General features: G+C 61.3%; 15 protein-coding genes. 7 read left to right on the top strand and 8 right to left on the bottom strand.

Annotation, left to right across the window (positions count from 1 at the left end):
- Positions 1-317 precede the first annotated feature (317 nt).
- From ACZ9J7_RS20770 to ACZ9J7_RS20750, 5 genes are all read left to right on the top strand, one after another.
- Positions 318-2,159 carry a helix-turn-helix transcriptional regulator gene (locus ACZ9J7_RS20770; protein ID WP_476211974.1) on the top strand — a complete coding sequence of 614 codons (1,842 nt, stop codon included), beginning with the start codon at positions 318-320 and terminating at the stop codon, positions 2,157-2,159.
- A gap of 316 nt (positions 2,160-2,475) precedes the next feature.
- Complete coding sequence (locus tag ACZ9J7_RS20765) at positions 2,476-3,402, top strand: ParA family protein (protein WP_476211973.1); 927 nt, start codon at positions 2,476-2,478, stop codon at positions 3,400-3,402.
- Between the two features lie 215 nt (positions 3,403-3,617).
- Positions 3,618-3,755, top strand: coding sequence for a hypothetical protein (locus ACZ9J7_RS20760; RefSeq protein ID WP_476212010.1), 138 nt, complete (start codon positions 3,618-3,620; stop codon positions 3,753-3,755).
- A 223-nt stretch (positions 3,756-3,978) separates the two neighbouring features.
- Positions 3,979-4,326, top strand: a complete 348-nt coding sequence (locus tag ACZ9J7_RS20755) for a TnpV protein (protein WP_476211972.1) — start codon at positions 3,979-3,981, stop codon at positions 4,324-4,326.
- Between the two features lie 107 nt (positions 4,327-4,433).
- Entirely contained in the window at positions 4,434-9,386 is a 4,953-nt protein-coding gene (locus tag ACZ9J7_RS20750; protein WP_476211971.1) for a helicase-related protein, read from the top strand.
- A gap of 107 nt (positions 9,387-9,493) precedes the next feature.
- Here ACZ9J7_RS20750 and ACZ9J7_RS20745 read toward each other — a convergent pair whose 3' ends face one another.
- From ACZ9J7_RS20745 to ACZ9J7_RS20730, 4 genes are all read right to left on the bottom strand, one after another.
- Positions 9,494-10,588, bottom strand: coding sequence for a restriction endonuclease (locus ACZ9J7_RS20745; RefSeq protein WP_476211970.1), 1,095 nt, complete (start codon positions 10,586-10,588; stop codon positions 9,494-9,496).
- A gap of 35 nt (positions 10,589-10,623) precedes the next feature.
- A complete protein-coding gene (locus ACZ9J7_RS20740) occupies positions 10,624-11,814 on the bottom strand; it encodes a protein kinase family protein (protein WP_476211969.1) in 1,191 nt (396 codons plus the stop codon).
- A gap of 114 nt (positions 11,815-11,928) precedes the next feature.
- On the bottom strand, positions 11,929-12,501 hold the full coding sequence (locus ACZ9J7_RS20735; protein ID WP_476211968.1) for a recombinase family protein: 573 nt from the start codon (positions 12,499-12,501) through the stop codon (positions 11,929-11,931).
- Positions 12,502-12,755: 254 nt separating this feature from the next.
- Positions 12,756-13,589, bottom strand: coding sequence for a hypothetical protein (locus ACZ9J7_RS20730; protein WP_476211967.1), 834 nt, complete (start codon positions 13,587-13,589; stop codon positions 12,756-12,758).
- Between the two features lie 402 nt (positions 13,590-13,991).
- On the opposite strand from ACZ9J7_RS20730, the gene ACZ9J7_RS20725 reads away from it, so the two are divergent.
- Positions 13,992-14,708, top strand: a complete 717-nt coding sequence (locus tag ACZ9J7_RS20725; protein ID WP_476211966.1) for an SOS response-associated peptidase — start codon at positions 13,992-13,994, stop codon at positions 14,706-14,708.
- 153 nt (positions 14,709-14,861) lie between these two features.
- Here the strand turns inward: ACZ9J7_RS20725 and ACZ9J7_RS20720 are convergent, their stop codons facing one another.
- From ACZ9J7_RS20720 to ACZ9J7_RS20705, 4 genes are all read right to left on the bottom strand, one after another.
- Positions 14,862-15,776: an ATP-dependent DNA ligase gene (locus ACZ9J7_RS20720; RefSeq protein WP_476211965.1), complete on the bottom strand. Its 915-nt coding sequence runs from the start codon at positions 15,774-15,776 to the stop codon at positions 14,862-14,864.
- A 303-nt stretch (positions 15,777-16,079) separates the two neighbouring features.
- Positions 16,080-16,391, bottom strand: coding sequence for a hypothetical protein (locus tag ACZ9J7_RS20715; protein ID WP_476211964.1), 312 nt, complete (start codon positions 16,389-16,391; stop codon positions 16,080-16,082).
- Between the two features lie 39 nt (positions 16,392-16,430).
- The gene (locus ACZ9J7_RS20710; protein ID WP_476212009.1) at positions 16,431-17,708 is read right to left on the bottom strand and encodes a Y-family DNA polymerase; all 1,278 of its coding nucleotides are present in this window, start codon (positions 17,706-17,708) and stop codon (positions 16,431-16,433) included.
- Positions 17,709-17,735: 27 nt separating this feature from the next.
- Complete coding sequence (locus ACZ9J7_RS20705) at positions 17,736-18,167, bottom strand: LexA family protein (RefSeq protein WP_476211963.1); 432 nt, start codon at positions 18,165-18,167, stop codon at positions 17,736-17,738.
- 441 nt (positions 18,168-18,608) lie between these two features.
- Here ACZ9J7_RS20705 and ACZ9J7_RS20700 point away from each other — a divergent pair, with 441 nt between their 5' ends.
- Positions 18,609-18,758 carry a hypothetical protein gene (locus tag ACZ9J7_RS20700; protein WP_476211962.1) on the top strand — a complete coding sequence of 50 codons (150 nt, stop codon included), beginning with the start codon at positions 18,609-18,611 and terminating at the stop codon, positions 18,756-18,758.
- Positions 18,759-19,107 lie beyond the last annotated feature (349 nt).

Here is a 19,107-nt window from a genome sequence, read left to right as displayed (position 1 = left end):
GTGATCACAGCACGGCTGCCTATCTCCGATGCAGAGAAACTGGCGGCCGTTGTGGACGCCACCAAGGAAAGCCGGAGCGATCTAATCGCAAGGCTTGTTCACGCTCATCTGAAGACCGTAGATCTTGACCGCCTTCGCCACCACCAGGAGGCTTTGCCCATAGCTAAGGCCAGTTAACGAAGAAGGCCCGCTTGCGCGGGCCTTCAAAAAGTATTTGTTCAGATCCTCATCTTGGCGGATCGGCGATCTGAACTTTTCCCAACACCTACAAGTAGGTGTCGTTTTTCGTACCCTCCGGAGAGGAGTAACTGCTGTCTATGGTACAGCCCTACCCATGCCCGTCAACAACGACGCGGCCCAAAGGCATTGCTGAGCCGTCGCCGGTTCAGGCGTGGGCCCTGGCGCCCCTGATCGCGGGGCAGCCCACTTACCGGACTGGCCGGTGGATCGGTCCCCGGTTCCAGTACCCGCGGCCGGCAACTCCTCCCGCCATCACGAAGTCGCTGCCCGAGCGTCCTGCAGCAGTCATGATTCACGGCGTGGACGGCTCCGTAGCCACGCTCTGCATCGATCTAGATACCTCCAAGGCACTGAAGAGCGTCGTGGACGCAGACGCCGCACGACTCAGAAGGCTTCTGGGCGAAACCAACGTCGGTTACGTGGAGGACTTCTCCCCCAGCGGCGGCAGGCATCTCTACGTTCCCCTGCAACGACGCATCACCGCCGTGGAAGCCCGTGAGCTCGTCGAAGCCCTCGGTCTTCTCGCCGCAAGCCTTGACCCGAGCCCCCACCAGAACATCACCGACGGATGCATCCGCGTCCCTGGCTCACGGCATAAGACTGGTGGTCACCAGACCCTCGTCACTCCCTTGGCCAAGGCGTACGCCACACTCCGCGTCCGGAACTCGCCACGGGCCGTAGCAGCACTTCGCGCCGCCCTTGCCCCCGAACTGGCCCGCAACAAGGCCATCCGGCAGCGGGAGGCAAAAGCAGCAAAGACAGCCAGGACTACTGGCGCCCAGCTCACCACGGCCCGCGGCAGTGAGACCCCCCTGCGCCGGATTGCACGCACCGGGCTCTACGACACTGCCAAGTACGCCAGCCCCTCCGAGGCCCGTCTGGGCGTACTGAACCACTTCGCTGCCTGTGGCTGGTCACTGCAAGACGTAGAAAACGAACTCAACGGCCAGTTCCCCGGCCTGGCAGCCCTCTACGGCACGCAAGCAAACCAAGCCAGGCTCCTCTCCTACGAATGGGCCAAAGCCCAGGCATATACCAACGCCAGCAACACCCAAAAACGCAGGTCCCGTGAAAGCGGGAAAAACAATGCCCTTATTAACAACACAAGCCCCACTAAACCCACAGGGGGGGCAACCAACCGCAGCTCCGCTTCAATCCACCAGCTCGTAAACGACCTGGAAAACGTCTTGTACGCCGTACTGGACCACCGACTCGCGGCCAGAGGCCGCGAAGGACTTAGCCTCCGGCTTCTGATCCGCGGTCTGCTGGGCTACATGCGGGCGAAAGAAACAGATCTCCTCGATGTTGGTTGCCGGACCCTCGCTGTCGCCCTAGGAAAACACCACGTCACCATCGCCAGGCTGCTTCCTGTTCTTGCCCAAGCGTCCGACGGGATCCTGACGAAAGTCTCCGACGCCCGCCACAAAGCAGCAGACGCCTACCTCATTCAGTTGCCCGAGCACTACCAACAACTAGCGAGGGAGCTAAGCTGGCGTAAAGGGCGCATTCACGCTGTGCGCCCCGTCTTCCGCCACTTAGGAGATGTGGCAGCTCTCGTATACGAGGCCATTGAACGAGCCCCCTACTCCCCCACTACCGCCGATATCGTCCGCGCCACGAGCATCAGCCGCAACGCCGTATCTACCGCGCTGGCCGAAATGGAAGCCCTCGGTATGATCCGCCGCGACGGCGCCCAGTGGAAGAGCACGGCAGCCAACCTCACCAACCTGGCAGCACGACTGGGCGTTCTGGAGGACTACCAGAGCCACATCGGCCGTAACCGGTTTGAACGCGCGCGCTGGCACGCATATCTCGACCGATTCCACACTCCTGCCCTCGACGAAGGTGCACTGTACGACCAGGAACGCGACGAGTACTGGCTGCCTCCTGATGACGCAGCGATCTGGAAGGTTGCCTAGATTTTTTGACGTCAATGACAGTATTTGCACTAATGCATGTTTTACTGTCAAAGACAGTAAAACATGCATAGCAAGCAATGACTGCAAAAAACTGCAAAGACACCATGTCGGGAACGCGACGAGTACTGGCTGCTTTTGCAGACGCAGCGATCTGGAAGGTTGCCTAGATTTTTTCATGTCTTTGACAGTAATCCCCTAATACATGCGTTACTGTCTTTGACAGTAACGCATGTATAGCAATCAATGACTGCAAAAACTGCAAAGACACGATTGCTTGTAAAGACAGCAATGACAGTAAGGACATTAGGGTAGGGCTATGGCAAAAAATCAGACGATCGAGCGAGCTGGCCTGGATAGGGTCTGCGCTTTCGTAAACGGCAAGGGCGGGGTGCTGAAGACGACCCTGACCGCCAATTTGGGCGGCCTCCTTGCAGTCTCCGGCTGGCGGGTCCTGCTTGTCGACTTCGACCCGCAAGGCAACCTTGGTCTCGACCTCGGCTACCGTCACGTCGAAGGACGTGATGACGAGGGCATAGGCATGGCGCAGAGCCTCATGTTCGGCGCCCCATTAAGGCCCCTAAAAGATGTCAGGAAGAACCTCGACGTAGTGCCTGGGGGAGCTCACCTGGACCAGGCGGCCGCTGGACTTGTCTCCCTAGCCGGCAAGGACGCACGCAAGGCGAAGCTGGCCCTGGCCGCTGCACTGTCTCCCATTGCCCAGGAATACGACATCATCTTCATTGACTGCCCGCCTGGCAACGAACCACTGCAACTGGCAGCGCTGGGCGCCGCCTCAAGGATCATCGTCCCCACCAAGACAGACGCCGGAGGACGAGAGGGCCTGCTGGGCGTTGCCAAACGACTTGACTCCGTCATCGACGTCAACCCCGGCCTCGATCTGCTGGGCGTCATCATCGCCGCCACGTCAGCATCCGCCAAGTCGGTCCAGCGCATTGTCAGAGAAGCCATCATCGACGCTTTTGGCACGGACGAAGTGCTTTTCAGCAACATGGTCCGCCATGCTGAATCACCCGCCCAGGCAGTCCGCGAACGCGGACTCCTGGTGCATGAACTGGAAGAACAGGTGAATTCGGGACCGAGATGGTTCGAAGTCCTGCGGGGAACTGCGAAAGCTGGCCCGAGCCAGCCAAGATCGGCGGGGAACGTGGCGGAAGATCTTCACCGAGTCGCCCAGGAACTTGTTGTCCGCCTCGAAGCTGCCGAACAAAGGAGCGCCTCATGAGCCAAAACCGTGAACCCATCAGCGGCCCCCCAGCGCGCCGACCGTCGTCGGGTGTCCAGAGCCTACTGAGGGCCAATCGAGAATCAGCCGTTGAGACTCCCGCGGCAGAAGCGACGCCGGCCCGAGTTACCCAAACAAAACAAGTCACGTTCTATATGAGGGCTGCGGACCGGGAACGCGCCAAAGCTGCCTACCTGGCGACGAGCAGCCAGGAGATGGATGCCTCCTGGTCTGAGTTCATAAGCAGCGCCATCATGAACGAAGTCCTCCGTCGGGAACGCCTGTACAACGCGGGGGAGCCCTTCCCCGGCGGTACCCGCAACCTAACGCCTGGAAGGAAGCTGACCTCCTAGCGCTCCAATACTGTCATTGCTGTCTTGACTGTCAAAGACAGTGAAGACAGCAACAGTAAAGACCAGTAGATACCCCCGTCCAAGCGCCCCTCGACCTACACCCGCTAGCGTGTCTTACTGAAATGATTTCAGTAAGAGGCGGGGGCTATGGCACGGCACAAAAAGCAGATTGACGGCCAGATGAGTTTTGACGCTCTTTGGGCCGCACCGGAGGAGGACCGCAGTGAACAAGTACGGCAGGCAGGCTCAGGAAGCCTGGAAGGCAGCGAGCCCGATGCGCTACAGCCAGATTCAAAACCCGGAGGAGTTCTTCACGAAGCTGGGGGAGGAAGCCCAAGAGCAAGTGGACGAACTGCTACCCAAGATCGCCGGACCCGACCCGAAGGACGAGGGGTATCTGGAGAAGGTAGGCCGGCTGAACGCGGCACGGAACCAGGCGGAGGAGATCGTCCGTCACGATCTGCTCTCGCCACCGGAGACGGAGGACGAGGAGGACGAGTACGTGAACCCGAGCATTCAGGAGTACCTGAACTCGATGGCGGAAATCGACAAGATGCGCGAGCAACTCTAACAGACAACGAGACGGGTAGGTTCCGTCCGTCGTCACAGCAAGACCTTGCTCCGTCCGGTGCCCGCAGCCGCATCAGAGCGAACCTTGAAGCCCTCGAGGTGCTGCAGATGCTGCAGAGCGAGGGACGGCAGGCTACAGATGGCGAGAAAGCGTCTCTGGCGCGGTGGGGGAGTTGGGGAGCGCAGGGCGTCTTCCAGATCTTCGACGAGACCCGGGAAGAATACGCCGGCGACCGCGAGCACCTTCGAAGCCTCCTGTCCGAGGCGCAGTACGATGCGGCGCGGCGGACCACGATCAATGCCCACTACACCGACGCCGCATACGTCCAGGCAACGTGGTCCACCGTCCAGCAACTCGGTTTCACTGGAGGGGCGGTCCTGGAGCCGGGGTCCGGTGTGGGAACCTTCATCGGCTTCGCTCCGGACACGGCTGAAATGACCGGCGTCGAGCTGGACCCAACCACAGCGGCTATCTCCCAGGCCCTCTACCCCCAGGCCACCGTCCGCGCCGAGTCCTTCGCCGACACTAGCCTGCCCACCGGGCACTTCGACCTCGCCATCGGCAACGTGCCCTTCGCCAATGTCACGCTGCACGATCCCCGGCACAATGCCGGCGGTCACTCGATCCACAACCACTTCATCCTCAAAAGCCTCGAACTGACCCGACCGGGCGGCATGGTGGCCGTACTGACTTCCAGCTTCACCCTGGACGCCACGAATCCGGCAGCACGACGGGAGATGAACCAGCTGGCCGACCTCGTGGGAGCCGTCAGGCTGCCCACCGGCTCACACCGAAAGGCCGCAGGTACCGACGCTATGACAGACCTGCTGATCTTCCGGCGCCGGGAGGCCGGCCAGGAACCTGCCTCTACCCTTTGGGAAACCGTCACCGCCCGCCGAATCGACGGTACGATCACCCGCCTGAACTCCTATTTCGACGAGTACCCCGAACGGCTCCTTGGCGAGCTGCACGTTGGCAACGGCATGTACGGCGCCGAAACCCTCCAGCTGACCACCGATGACCTATCGGCCGTCCCGGGCCAGCTGGACGCGGCACTGGCCGGCATCGTGGTGGAAGCTAAAGCCGCAGGCATGGTCATGACAGAAAGGACGGCCGAACAGGAACGCCAGCGGGCCGCCTACGTCCCGGCTGCCAGCCACGAGTGGGAAGGTCACATCAACGCCACAGACAACGGCTTCACCGTTGTAGAAAACGGCTCCCACACCGACCTCCCCGTGCCCAAGACCCAGGCCGCCGAACTCCGAGCCCTCCTGGGGCTGCGCGACGCAGCACGGAATCTCCTCAGCGCAGAAGCCGAAAACCGGGACGACACCGCCGAGATCGACGCCCTGCGCGAGGAACTGAAGACCGCCTACGGCGAGTACGCAGACACCTACGGGCCGATCAACCGCTACACCCTCCGGGACACCGGCCGGGTAGATGAAGAGACGCAGGAGCCCATCCAGGCCCGCATCACGCCCAGGGCCGTGACCATCGTCTCCCGCGACCCCTTCGGGCCCCTGGTCATGGCACTGGAGAACTTCGACGATGCCACGCAAACAGCTTCCCCGGCGGCCCTGCTCTCCAGCCGCCAAGTGCAGCCACGCCGACCGGTCCTTGGCGTAGACACCGCTGAAGAAGCCCTTACCGTCACGCTCGACAGTGTGGGCGAAGTTGATCTGGACTATGCCGCCTCCCTGCTGGGCATCAGCCGTGACGAAACACGCGCGGCGATGGGGGAGAGCATCTACCAGGTCCCGGGACCTGACGAGCCGTTCCAGACCCGGGCGGAGTACCTGTCCGGGAACGTCCGCGAAAAACTCGAAGTGGCCCAGGCCGCCGCGCTCTCGGATGACAGGTTCGCCGTCAACGTCCGGGCCCTGACCGACGCCATGCCCCAGCCGCTTCGCATGGACGAAGTGGAAGCGCGCCTCGGCGCGGTCTGGATCGACGCCGGCACCCACCAGGAGTTTGTCCGGGAAATCCTGAACGACCCTTACGCCACGGTCTCTAACGCCGCGGGCTCCATGTGGGACGTCAAAGCCAACCGTCACACCCTGGCTGCCACCAGCAACTGGGGCACCCAGCGGATGCCTGCCTCGGACATCCTGAAGCAGGTCCTCGAACAACGCCCCGTCCGTGTCACGGACGAAGGCGAGAATAACCGCCGCGTCCTGAATCCGACCGAGACCGCAGCGGCCCAGGAGAAGGCCCAGCTGCTGCAGGAGCGTTTCAGCGAATGGGTGTGGGAAGAACCCGAGCGGGCTACCCGTCTCATCGACGAGTACAACCGCCGGTTCAACTCCATCGTGCTGCGCGACTACAGCACCGAAGGGGAGCGGCTGACCCTGCCGGGCATGGCCAAGGACTGGGTCCCGCGGCCGCACCAGCGCGCAGCCGTGGCCCGCATGCTCTCCGAACCGGCCGTCGGCCTGTTCCACCAGGTCGGCGCAGGCAAGACCGCAGAAATGGTCATGGGCGTGATGGAGCTGCGCCGCCTGGGCATGGTCAACAAGCCCGCCGTCGTGATCCCGAACCACATGCTGGAGCAATTCGCCCGCGAATGGCTTCAGATCTACCCCCAGGCCCGCATCCTCGCCGCATCATCGGCAGACCTCGCCGGGGACAAACGACGGCAGTTTGTTGCCCGTGCGGCCGCGAACGAATGGGACGCCGTGGTCATGACCCGCACCGCGTTCCAGCGCGTCAGCCTCAGCCCCGAAGCCGAGGCTGCCTACATCAACTCCGAAGTGATGCAGATGCGGGCGGAACTGGAGGCCGTAAGGAGCAGTGAGCAGGACAATGGGCGCGCCAATTCGAGCATCATCAAACGGCTGGAAAAGGCGCTTCTGGCCCAGGAAGAAACCCTCAAAGCCAAGCTTGATGCTCCCGCCGATCCGGGCATCAGCTTTGAAGAGACCGGCATCGACTACCTCGTGGTGGACGAGCTGCACGACTACAAGAACCTCCGGACCCCGAGCAACATCCCCGGCGCCGCCATCCAAGGCTCAGCACGCGCCTCCGACCTCCACATGAAGACCGAGTTCCTGCGCCAGCGTGAAGGCCGGCGGGTGATCACCGGAGCCACGGCCACGCCGATCGCCAACTCCGTCACCGAAATGTACGTAATGCAGCGCTACCTGCGCCCGGACCTGCTGAAGGCGACCGGCATCCAGGACTTCAATACCTGGGCCGCCACATTCGGCCAGGTGGTCGAAGAAATGGAACTCTCCGTAGCCGGCGGCGACCGGTTCAAACTCAAGAGCCGCTTCGCCAAGTTCCAAAACGTCCCCGAGCTGCTAAAGATGTTCCACACCTTCGCGGACGTCAAAACCGCCGAAGACCTGAAGCTGCCCGTCCCCGACCTCGCGCGGCGGGACGGGGATGGGCTGCGCCAGCCGAACATGCTGGCCGTGGAACCCAGCCCCGAATTGCGCGACTACATTCAGGACATCGGCAAGCGCGTGGACGCCATCCAGCAACGCCTGGTGGACTCTGAGGAAGACAACATGCTCAAGGTCTCCTCGGACGGCCGCAAGGCCGCCCTGGACATGAGGCTCGTTGACCCCACGTTGTTCCAGCGCGGACCCACCAAAATCAGCGCGACCGCAGACCTGCTGGCCAGCGTCTATGAAGAACACAAGGACCGCATCTACACCGACCCGAAAACCGGCCAACCCGACCCAGTTCCCGGGGCCCTGCAACTGGTCTTCTGCGACTTCGGCACACCGTCTGACCGATGGAACGTCTACGGCGAACTCAAGGACCAGCTGCGCCGCCGCGGTGTGCCCGAACACATGGTTCGGTTCATCCACGAAGCCAAGAACGACACCGAAAAGGGCCGGCTGTTCGCCGCCGCGCGATCCGGGCAGATCGCCGTCTTGATGGGCTCGACTTCGAAGATGGGCGTCGGTACGAACATCCAAAAACGGGCCGTGCACCTCGTGGACATGGACGCCCCGTGGCGTCCCTCCGACGTCGAACAACGCCACGGCCGCATCCTGCGCCAGGGCAATCAAAACCCCGAGGTCCGCATCTCCCAGGTCGTCACGAAGGAATCCTTCGACTCTTTCATGTGGCAAGGGCTGGAACGGAAGTCCCGGTTCATCAACCAGATCATGCGCGGCCGGCTCGACGTCCGGGAAATCGAAGACATCGGAGACAACACCCTGAACTTCGCCCAAGCAAAAGCCATCACCAGCGGCAACCCGCTGGTACTGGAAAAGGCTGTCGCGGATCAAGAATTGGCACGCCTCAGCCGCCTCGACCGGGCGTACAACCGCAACATGGTCGCCGTAGCTCACACCAAACGCGGCGAACAGTCAGCAGCCGACGCAGCCACTCACGACCTGCCTCTGATCCAAGCGGCCGCAGCCCGGACCGTAGACACCACCGCAGATGCCTTCAAAGCCAGCATCGACGGGAAGACGGTCGATAACCGCGGAGACGCGGCCGAAGCCCTCCGGGCCTGGGCGGGCAAGCACGGCCACCGCCTTATGAATCTCTACGGCTACGACGAGCTCGGGACCGTCGCCCATCTTGGTGGCCACGAACTCCGCGCCAAACTCGTCCCCGCCCGGGACCTCGACCACGCCACGGTGGAAGTGCGCATCGAAGGTGTGCCGGGGGCAACAACCCAAATCGCCCGCCGCAGCCTGCTGTCCGCTGACATCGGCACCATCCGGCAGCTGGAGAACAGGGTTTCCTCCCTGCCCCGGCTTGCCACGGACGTTGAAGCACGACGCCAGGAAGCTCTCTCCCGCGTCGAACAGGCAGAGAACGCACTGGCCGAACCGTTCAAGCACGCCGAAGCGCTCAAAGCCGCCCAAGCCAACTCAGCACGCATCGACCAACTTATGGCCGACGCATCAAAACCGGAAGACCGACCGCAGCCTGAACCGATCGCCGAAGTCGACCCGCGGCTGGAAAAGATGCAACGACTAATGGCGGCGTCATTCCCACAACAGCCCGCCGCTACGGCCGCTGCAGGCACCGCCACAGCAACACGGCAGCTGCAGTCAGAACCCCGCCGCCAGCAGGACTCTGACTACGGGCGCTAAACCGCTATGGATACAAGCAAAGCCCTGCACAGCCTGGAGTCTGTGCAGGGCTTTGGTTCGTCTATTAACGGCGCTGGATTCGCCCCCGCCGGACAACGCTTTGCAAGCTAACTGCGGTACACGAACGGGAGATTCTTTTGGATCCTTTCCTTCAAAGCCCCTGACAACTCAGAAGGGTCCCATTCGACGAGATAAATCCCGTCTTTTTTCAGCTCCTCGATCTCCTGCGCGCGCAGGGTTAGAGATTGAGGAGGGGTGACAATAATGCCAGCGTTCGCACCTTCGCGATCCACGACCGAACGAAGCCGATTGACGGTTTTGAGGAAGTTGCTGCGACGGAGGATAGATTGCTTCACCTCTATCACCAGCTTGTAAGAGCCATTTTCGACAACGGCGTCCGCCCCGAAGTCCCCAGTCCGGGGCACTGAATGATTCTCCCCAAATCCATGGCGAAGAGCCCTCTGGACCTCATCCTCATATCCGCGGTAGCGGATGTACCGATCGTATTCACTGAGTAGTCGATGAGCGGTCTCGCTGGAAGTAGATTCGTCCGGCACTACGGCAAGCAAGGCGCGAAGGGACTCCGCTTCTGTTGCGTCCATCCGCGGCTCATCCGAGATCGCAGTTTCATCCTGTTCAGGAGGGGCGGCATCTCTTAGATGATGTCTGAAAATCCCGGCAACAGCCGCCTTCTGAAAGTCGGCCCTGGCAGACTTTGATAGAGCTGTCATGAGGTTGTAAGCCAGGGATTTTGGCAGTCGGTCTTTTGCCTTTGTTGCCTTCTCCGCTTCATCCCCATCGGGAGAAATGATCCGATCAGTCACCCACTCGAACTGTTCCCACCACGCCTCATCTTCGGCTTTCTGCTTGGTGTGGGCCAGCTGTCTATGCAAAGACCATGCCCCGATGACCGCAGCAATAACCGCAAACAGGCCAGCCATGGCAGGGCTCGTAACGAACCGGTCAAGGAGTGAGCCCCAGTCGTAAGACGGCCACTTCCAAAGCAGGAACAGAACGACAGCTTGAACAGTCGTCGCCAGCAGCAACAGGGTGATGTACGTACGCCGCGCTATTCGCCCGATGAGCCGTGTTAAGGGGTGGCGCGTTGTTCTTGAAATCCATCCTGGGGCCGGTGTGTTCTCTGGATGGCTCTCCGCCGGCGCCTCTGCATCGCTCTCCGCCGGGGCTGTCGCTGTACTCATGTGGTCGAGTTTAGGTGACCTCTAGCTGGCTTTATTCAAGCCTCTGCTCCCGCTTCGGTTGTTGCGGTGGGAGTGGCCTCTAGGTGCTCAACCTCAGCGATAACCTCAAGCACGGACGCATAACGCTGCGTGAGATCGGGGGCGGTGCATTTTTGCACGATGCGGCTGGCAGCGTCAGCCGCACCAGACAGTGCGTCTCGTCCCGTGAAGATGTAGGAAAGCACCCAACCAATCGAGTACATCTCATTGAGAACGCCGTAGTCCTTGAAATTATGCAGCTGAGGGTCACGGATGGTTCCGCGCATCTCGGTCTGCGTGCGTGTGAAACGGGATGCCTGATCCTTGACTAGTCCGAAGTCAGACAGCTTGACGAGAACAGCCCCGCTGCCGAATACCTTCATCAGCACATTTTGAAGACTGATGTCCCGATGAAAAAGCCCTTGGCTGTGGATGTAGCTGATGCCGTACAAGAACTGAAGAGCCACTCGCTTCCGAATCGAGAAGCTTAGATTGCCATTCCGCTTTGAGATGTAGTCCCTGAGTGTCTCGTCGCAGAATTCCATCCGATATTCGTTGCGCGTCTCGTCGAACTTGTAGACCTCCACGATGTAGGGGAAGCTGAGCCTCTCCATGTAATCGAATTCCTGGCGGAACCGTTGCAGGTCTCGTTCACTGAGGCCTCGCTTCGCACGCTTGACGGCAAACTTGATTCCATAATCGGGATCCACGTATGAGTAGACGTTGGCGTATGAGCCCCCGCCAATCATTTTGAGTTCAACAGGTGACTGCTGCTTCTTGAGGCGGACCGATGAGGAAGTTTCGCTGAAGACCTGCTCGTATCTGATGATCGCGATGGGTTCGAAGTTATCCGGCACTGCGCTTCCGCCGCTCGGGGAAAGCCAGGGCTGGCACCGCTCGATCGCCTGTTGGTAGCTGTCGACCAGCTTGGCGTCCACGCCGCCACGTTTCAGGGCGTACAGGTCCTCCTTTAAGTCCTGAATCAACTGAAGGAACCCCCTGCTGTTGTCCGCCCAGTAGTGCCTAGTGCTTAGGGCCCTGCCGTTGATGGATTCAAAATGGCCATTGAGTTCCTCGTGCAGCACGGCGAACATATGACTCCACCGCCCTACACCTTCGTAGAGGCGTGAGAAAGCCGGCGAAGACGGCCGCGCTTCATACTTCTCTTCCACATCGGTCAGCATCAACGCGAGGCTGTCTATGGGCACACCATTCTCCACTCTTGACTGAAAGGTCGTCCAACATCCAACCAGAGTTTTCCCCCTGTGCATGTTGCGCCATTCAAAATGACCGATTTGCGCGGTCTAGGGTAACGGACAGGATTAGGCCACGTCTTCTGTTGCCATGCGCAGGTAGCGGTACACCGTGGCCCGGCTTGCGCCCAGGATCTTCCCGATGTCGGCAGGTGCTAGCCCTTGGGCTTTCAGGTCGCGGGCACGCTTGACCTTTGCATGTTCGGCGGTGACTTCCCGTCGCCCAGGCTTTCGCCCGTGTTCAGCAGCGGCGGCCATGCCAGCTCTAGTTCGCTCGGACAACTGGTCGCGTTCGAGCTGCGCGAACGCTGACATGACGGTGAGCATGGCCCTGCCCATCGCGCCTGTTGTGCTGATCCCTTCGGTTACGCTGCGGAAGTGCACGCCCCGGCGCTCCAAATCATCAATGAGGGCCAGCAGGTTGCGGGTATTGCGCCCCAGACGGTCCAGCTTCCAGACGACGACCTCGTCACCTTCTCGAAGGTGTTCGAACATCTTGTCCAGCTCAGGCCGGCTGGGCTTTGATCCACTCACGCCATGGTCTGTAAAGATTCGGTGACACCCTGCTGCCTTCAACGCTGCCTGCTGCAGGTCCGCATTCTGATCTGTGGTGCTGACCCTGGCATATCCGATACTCCCCAAAATTACTCCCTTGGATCATCAAAGGTAACTTTCCCTTCTATTGAGAATACCCCGAGTGAGACACATTGTTGAGATAACCCATGCCCAAGAGAACCGCCGAAAAGGCGGGGTTGGAAACTTACCCACAGAGTGCTCGGTGCGGTCCTGACAAGGGATCGTTTGTTGAGATTGGCCCAGAGCGTTTTCGCGGTACTAAATGTCTCGTTCCGAATATGGGATCGTTCTTGAGACCGACGGGGACGCGGACCCGGTGTTTATTCGCCTCGGCTCGGGTTGCTGCCAAATCGGCTGGGGACGTACAACCCTGATTCGACGACCTGCAGGGTGGCAGTGGGACGAACAAAGCTATCCCCTGGGTGCAGAGGATTCCTTGCGTGAAGGTCTCGAACCGCTTTTGCTTTGCGAACAACGGCACAGGCAATGTTGAGGGCTAGCGAGATAGCCGATTCGTCGGATGTAAGGCGGCCGCTTATAACCTTCGAACGGCCATCGTCTTCAGCCTCAAAGAGCGTCAGGTAATGGCGTGCCCACCGTTTTCCGTGAGCTGCTGCTGAGCACATCTGCCACATGAGCGCACTGCCGAACACGTCAAAGTGCTTCGACGTGTCTTGAATGATCGTCAGCGTGCCCGGCGGACGTGCCTTGACCTCTGGAGCTTTCCACCCGTGCCTGGAGAGACAGCTATTGAAAACCTCCAACCGCACTTCGTCATGCCCTGCAAGCGGGTCCACAGTTGTATTTGCGCGCTTCAGGTCATTCAAATCTGCATATTCAAGTTTTAGTGACCGTAACGCCACCTCATGTGGATCTGCTGGCTCTAGGATCCAGAGCGCTGTGGATGCACTCTCGATCGCGGCGCGCATAAGGGTGTAGGGAGCGAAAGTGTGCTGCGCTCCGGACTGTTCCAGCAGGGTGCTAAGAGCGTGCAGGTGGTCAACAGCGGTGTGGAGCAGATATCCGATGTGGTGGGAAACCTGGTAGGGCTCCGTCATCGCGTCCACTACATCGAGAAGAGAACCGGGCTTCGTGGTGGCCGAATTTAGTCCTTCATCCTGCCATTGACCAACCTCAGTGAAGTTCAATCGCATTGATCGCCAGGCTCTTTTGGATTCTGATTGAGGTAGCTGCCGACGTAGTCCTGACTTATCCATCCTCAACGTTGTGGCACGGCATTTCGGTCCTGGCCGGACGAGTCCCGGAGCAGTCCGCTCCTTGCACGCCTGGCCAATTCCTCGATCAAAACATCACTCGGAAAGTCAGCCAGGAGCGCTGCGGGGACGTGCCGAAGACTGGCAACACTCACTCCGAGAGCCACAGCAATGTCTTGCTTCTTCATTCCCGTTTGATTCATCAGCCGCTGAACATCGCTTTGCCCCATAGCCCACAGATTACGGCCTTTTGTTTTTCAACGCCGAGCAGGCCTTGGCCATGGAGTGTTGGTGGGCACGGGTTCGAGGGCAGGGGCCCCATGTTTCGGGCAGAATGGCTTCATGTGCGGCAGATACGTGATGTCCAAAGCCACCGGAGACCTTCTGAGCCACTTTGAAGCTAAAGAGGTCGAGGGGAGCCCGCCCCCGCCGAGTTGGAACGTGGCTCCAACCCAGAGTGTGCCGATCGTGGCTGAGCGTTTGGATGAGGGCACCATCGACCGGCACCTGCTGATTGCCCGCTGGGGCTTGGTCCCCTCCTGGGCAAAGGACATCAAGATCGGCTCCAAGCTAATCAACGCCCGCAGCGAGTCCATCCTGGAGAAGCCGTCCTTCCGAAAGGCTGCTGTGAAGCGACGCGCGATTATCCCGGCCGAAGGATATTTTGAGTGGCAGAAAACTGAGGATGGGAAGAAGATCCCGAACTACCTGTTCTCCGAGAAGGAGCCCTTGCTGGGCTTCGCCGGTCTGTACGAATGGTGGGCTGACCCATCCCTGCCTGAGGATGACCCAGAAAGGTGGCTGCTCAGCTGCACCGTGCTCACCACAACAACCCAGGACGCGCTGGGACACGTCCATGACCGTTCCCCGGTCATTATCCCGCGGGACCGGTTCGCGGAATGGCTCGACCCTGACCTGACTGACAAGGACGGCATCCAGCACCTGCTGGACTCCCTGCCGGAACCGACCTTGACACCTCGGATCGTCAGCTCCCGGGTCAACAGCGTGCGCAACAACGGACCGGAGCTTATCGAGTCCGCAGATCCTGCGGCGAAATAGGCTCATTCGGTGATACTCACCGGCACCATTACCAACCCGGACGGCAGCTACAACCACATCGAGGCCGAAGGCGACACGTACGAAGAAAGCACGGGAAAACCTCTACGCGCTTCTGGAAGAGGGCCAGAACCTCCTTGTGATCCGCACGGATCGCTAACCCTCGTGAATCCGGGCCGGCCGGACGACATCGGCAGGGGATAGCTCCGGCCGAGCCCTGAGCATCCGCAAGGGATGCCGGAAGGATCTCCCAGACCAAGCTGTATCGGCGGAGACCTCCACAATCACGGGTTCCACGAGTGTCAGCGCCACTGGTTCCTTGTCCCGGTTGAACCTGTCCAAGGCCGTACCTTTCACTATGGCCGGCCAGGGGTGCTCGCCCAATGGGGGATGCAGCCATCGCGCCAGTTCTCGGCTTTCCCTCGTTTTCAGTGGTGTGGAGCGCCCAACGATTCTCAGGTTGCCGTCCAGGATTAGGCCGGCGACAACCTCGGAGGGTTGGGTGATCGGCCCGATCACAGCGCCGCAGATGATGTCTAGGGTTTCCCTGTGCTTCAGCTTCAACCAGGAACGGACGCCGGGCATGTATGCCTGATTCAGGCTTTTAATGACCAGCCCTTCGATCCCGGTAGGGGGCAGCTCTTCGAGCCACTGTTCGGCTACGCCGCGGTCAGTAGTGGCGGGGGAGAGGGACAGCGGCGGTTCCCAGCCGGTGGCGAGTTCTTCCAGGAGCGCACGCCGGCCGCTCAGCGGCAGGTCCCTTGCGTCGTGCCCGGCAACGGCCAGGATATCGAAAGCTACGTAGTTGGCAGGCGCTGCCGTGACCAGCCCTGGCAGGGTTCTTGGTCCTGCGCCCAGGCGCTGCTGCAGGGCGTCGAAGTTCAGCCGGCCCTGGCTCCAGATCACGGCTTCGCCGTCGATCACACATCCCGGGGGAACGGCCGAAGTGACCGCTGAACAGAGTTCAGGGAAGTACCCAGTCAGTTCCTTCCCTTGCCGGCTCCAGAGCGTGGCGCCGTGGTCATTCCTGACTGCAACACATCTATACCCGTCCCACTTGGGTTCAAACATTAAATGTCCGTGTGATGCGTCACCGCGTGGCATCTTGGCGATTGCCCGTGCAAGGGCGACCTTTACTGGAGGTTCAAGGCCTGCCGGTAGTCCTGCCCCCGACCGGATTGTGGGTCCCATAGCCTCACACTACGTACAACGACCGGCGGATATCCGTGATCTGGAAGGTCGGATCCGGTTGTTGGTAGTCTGGTGTCACACCCCCAGTTGGCTTCGGCGGCTGGTTAGAAGGCCCCGGGAGATCGGGGCCTTCGGCATTTAAGACCGGTCCCCTCTACAGCCGCTGCCCGCTTCGCAGAATCCTTAACCTTCGGTCACGGATACCAGCAGCCACTGCTCAGAGAGGGGACCGCGGCGCAGTTCAAAGGTCCGCAGCGGTGAGTCCGACGTGCGGCGGACCTGGACGCGCCAGTGTTCGATGTCCACAACATTGCCGACGCCGACGGGCACGCTCCGGCGGGTTTCCCACCATGAGTCCCGAGTAAACCAGTGCAGCGGCTCGGCCGCCACAGCCCAAATCTGGCCGTCGTAGCGGACGGCCAGGGGAGTGCCGGCAGTGGTGAACCGGACGTCCACCGGGGCCTTGAGGGTGGGAGCTTCTGGGGTGATGGTCATGTGCTTGTTTTCTTCCTGGGTGATGCAGAGAGCAGCCGATTAGGCGGCTTTGACGAGGGGGAGTTCGTCCCAGTGGGTGGTGTATCTGGGGGAGAGCATGTCGCGTTTCATGGTCCAGTCGGGCCCGCCCCGGATCCCGCCGTGGCCCAGGCCGATGGACCCGCGGCCGTACCGGCGGGTAACGTCTTCAAGCAGGGTTCCGATGTGGCGTTCCTCGTGCGGGTTCTCGAACAATGACAGCGGTGCCTGGTTCCCCGTAGGACGCAGGTCGGTGACCATAATCCCGGCCCTGGCGTACCGGACGCCCTCGACAATCCGGGGCAGGAGCGCGTGGCCGGCCTTGGTCAGGATCACCGGGTCAGCGGTGGGCATCGGCAACGGCACGGAGACAGAGGGGTAGGAAGTGTCGCTGGGGTTGAAGTGCGAGGTACCGGCGAACGCGGTCAGGACCTTTGCCTGCAGCCCGTGCTTGGCCAGCCGCGCCGAGGCCTGTTGCCCGTACACACTCATGACCTGCCGGATCCCGGCGGCCGTGGTGATGGGTTTGGCGAACGACCGGGAAAAGATCAGCTGGTCCCGCCCGATCCGTTCCTCCTCCATCGGGATGCAAGGGGTGCCCAGTTCCAGGACGGTCCGCATCATGACCACGTTGAACTTGTCCCGGATCGCGACCGGGTCGGCCCGGACCAGGTCGGCGATGGTGAAGATGCCCATCACGTTCAGCCGCCTGGTCAGCCGCCCGGCGATGCCCCACACTTCCTCCACGGACAGCTGGCCCAGCAGGGCCTCCCGCTCCGCAGCGGGGACGGAGTCCCAGTGGCACACCCCGCCGAAGGCCTTATTGTTCTTCGCCCACTTGTTGGCGAGCTTCGCCAGCGTCTTCGTCGGCGCGATCCCAACACAGACCGGCACACCGACATTCCGCCGGACCGCGGCCTTCATGGACCGGCCAATCGCCAAAAGCTCCGCCGGCGAGCCTTTGACGCCCAGGAAGGCCTCGTCGATGCTGTAAACCTCCAGCCAGGCCGAGTGCCGGCCCAGCAGCTCCATCACCCGGGCACTGATGTCCCCGTACAGCTCGTAGTTGCTGGACAGCGCGACCAGGCCCCATTCCTTCGCCCTGGGGGCGAGCTTGAACCACGGCTCGCCCATGGCGATGCCCAGGGCTTTGGCCTCGGGGGAGCGGGTGACAGCGCACCCGTCATTGTTGGACAGCACGATCACCGGCTTTCCCTCCAGTGAAGGGTCGAACGCCCGCTCCGCGGAGGCGTAAAAACAGTTCACGTCCACGTGAGCGATCTGCGGCATACGGCGCATCAACGCCGGCTTAGACATCGCCCGGTCCTAAACGTGGTGGAGGCATCGGGTCGCGACGCCCCAAATAGTCAGGTCGGACAGGGCCGGCACTTCGATGTCCGGGTAAGCCGGGTTCTCTGCCTGCAGCACCACGCCCGTGGTGGTGATGCGCAGCCGCTTAATCGTCAGCTCCCCGTCCAGCACTGCCACGACCACACACCCGTCGTGTGGTTCCAGTGCCCGGTTGACGATCAGCTCGTCCCCGTCGCTGATTCCGGCGCCCTCCATGGACTCCCCGGACACCCGCACCACATAGGTGCTCGTGACGTCCTTGATCAGGTGCGCGTTCAGGTCCAGTCGGCCGTCAAAGTAGTCCTGCGCCGGCGACGGAAAACCCGCCGCGACCGGCACCGGAGAGACCAGCACCGACAACAACGAAACTCCCGCATCTATCACACGGGGACCGACAATAACGCCCACAACACACCTTTATTCGAATATATGTTCGATCAGGTAATCCTACCCCCGAGCTCGGACACGGGCACCAAAAGGAACGGGTTATACCCAATGGGGACAGCTTTGAGCTGTGCGGAGGGCTCCACCTGCCCGCCAGTGGGCATAACCCGTTCCCTCAAGCCCTGGGTTCCGCTGTGCTCACCCAGGAACCGGTCCTGCGCTGCGCTGCGGACTGTAAAGCGTTGTTTTGCCTTACATGTGGCTGGGTTGTTCTCCGTCCAAGGCCACTGATCGTAGCCGTCCGGGGGCCCGATCCGTCAACCCACGCGCCCGGGCAGTCCCGCGCGGTCGCTGCGCTCCCTCATTTCGCGGGATTACCCGGTCGCTCCTCGGGGTTGACGGCCCACCCTCGACCGGCTGCGACAGTGGGGGCCTCGCTCGGCGGGGCAGGAAGGAGGTGGCTACATGAGCATCGACGAACTGCTCAGGCTCACGACGTCGGTCGTGAGCCTGGCGACAGCGTTCATCGCTCTGCTTTCCACGCGGAACGCGCTCTTAACGGGCAAACGCTCCCGAGCGGCAACTCGGAAGCGTAAGCGTAAAGCAAGGAAGTAGGTGTAGCTACGAACCCGGTGGTCGTAACCGCAAGGCTGCGGCCACCGGCTCCTTCCCAGACTAAGTCCTGCTCAACGATAAGGAAACCCTCATGGAACCACTGACCATCATCAACTTCGTGCTCTCCCTGGCAGCACTTGGTGCTTCCATCACCGCCTACCGCGCCACTTCCAAAACCCGGAAGGACCAGGAAACCTAAGGCGGATTGAACAATGAAGAGGACCGGCGCTGTGGCGTCGGTCCTCTTCTGCTACTTGCTCGCAGGGCTCGCACTGATGGTCGTCCGCTGGCGCGGCCGGCTGTTGGGTCCAGTGCCGGCTCCGCCGTCCCTGGCCCTGGTGTGTCTACG

The organism is Pseudarthrobacter sp. TE9888 (assembly GCF_056279345.1).
The sequence above is the reverse complement of the archived record's forward strand: the minus strand, read 5'-3'. Positions and strand labels throughout refer to the sequence as shown.

Coding starts and splice junctions, on each gene's coding strand:
- ACZ9J7_RS20770 (WP_476211974.1), top strand. CDS start 318: ATGGTACAGCCCTACCCATGCCCGTCAACAACGACGCGGCCCAAAGGC.
- ACZ9J7_RS20765 (WP_476211973.1), top strand. CDS start 2,476: ATGGCAAAAAATCAGACGATCGAGCGAGCTGGCCTGGATAGGGTCTGC.
- ACZ9J7_RS20760 (WP_476212010.1), top strand. CDS start 3,618: ATGGATGCCTCCTGGTCTGAGTTCATAAGCAGCGCCATCATGAACGAA.
- ACZ9J7_RS20750 (WP_476211971.1), top strand. CDS start 4,434: ATGCTGCAGAGCGAGGGACGGCAGGCTACAGATGGCGAGAAAGCGTCT.
- ACZ9J7_RS20745 (WP_476211970.1), bottom strand. CDS start 10,588: ATGAGTACAGCGACAGCCCCGGCGGAGAGCGATGCAGAGGCGCCGGCG.
- ACZ9J7_RS20730 (WP_476211967.1), bottom strand. CDS start 13,589: ATGCGATTGAACTTCACTGAGGTTGGTCAATGGCAGGATGAAGGACTA.
- ACZ9J7_RS20725 (WP_476211966.1), top strand. CDS start 13,992: ATGTGCGGCAGATACGTGATGTCCAAAGCCACCGGAGACCTTCTGAGC.
- ACZ9J7_RS20720 (WP_476211965.1), bottom strand. CDS start 15,776: ATGTTTGAACCCAAGTGGGACGGGTATAGATGTGTTGCAGTCAGGAAT.
- ACZ9J7_RS20715 (WP_476211964.1), bottom strand. CDS start 16,391: ATGACCATCACCCCAGAAGCTCCCACCCTCAAGGCCCCGGTGGACGTC.
- ACZ9J7_RS20710 (WP_476212009.1), bottom strand. CDS start 17,708: ATGCGCCGTATGCCGCAGATCGCTCACGTGGACGTGAACTGTTTTTAC.
- ACZ9J7_RS20700 (WP_476211962.1), top strand. CDS start 18,609: ATGAGCATCGACGAACTGCTCAGGCTCACGACGTCGGTCGTGAGCCTG.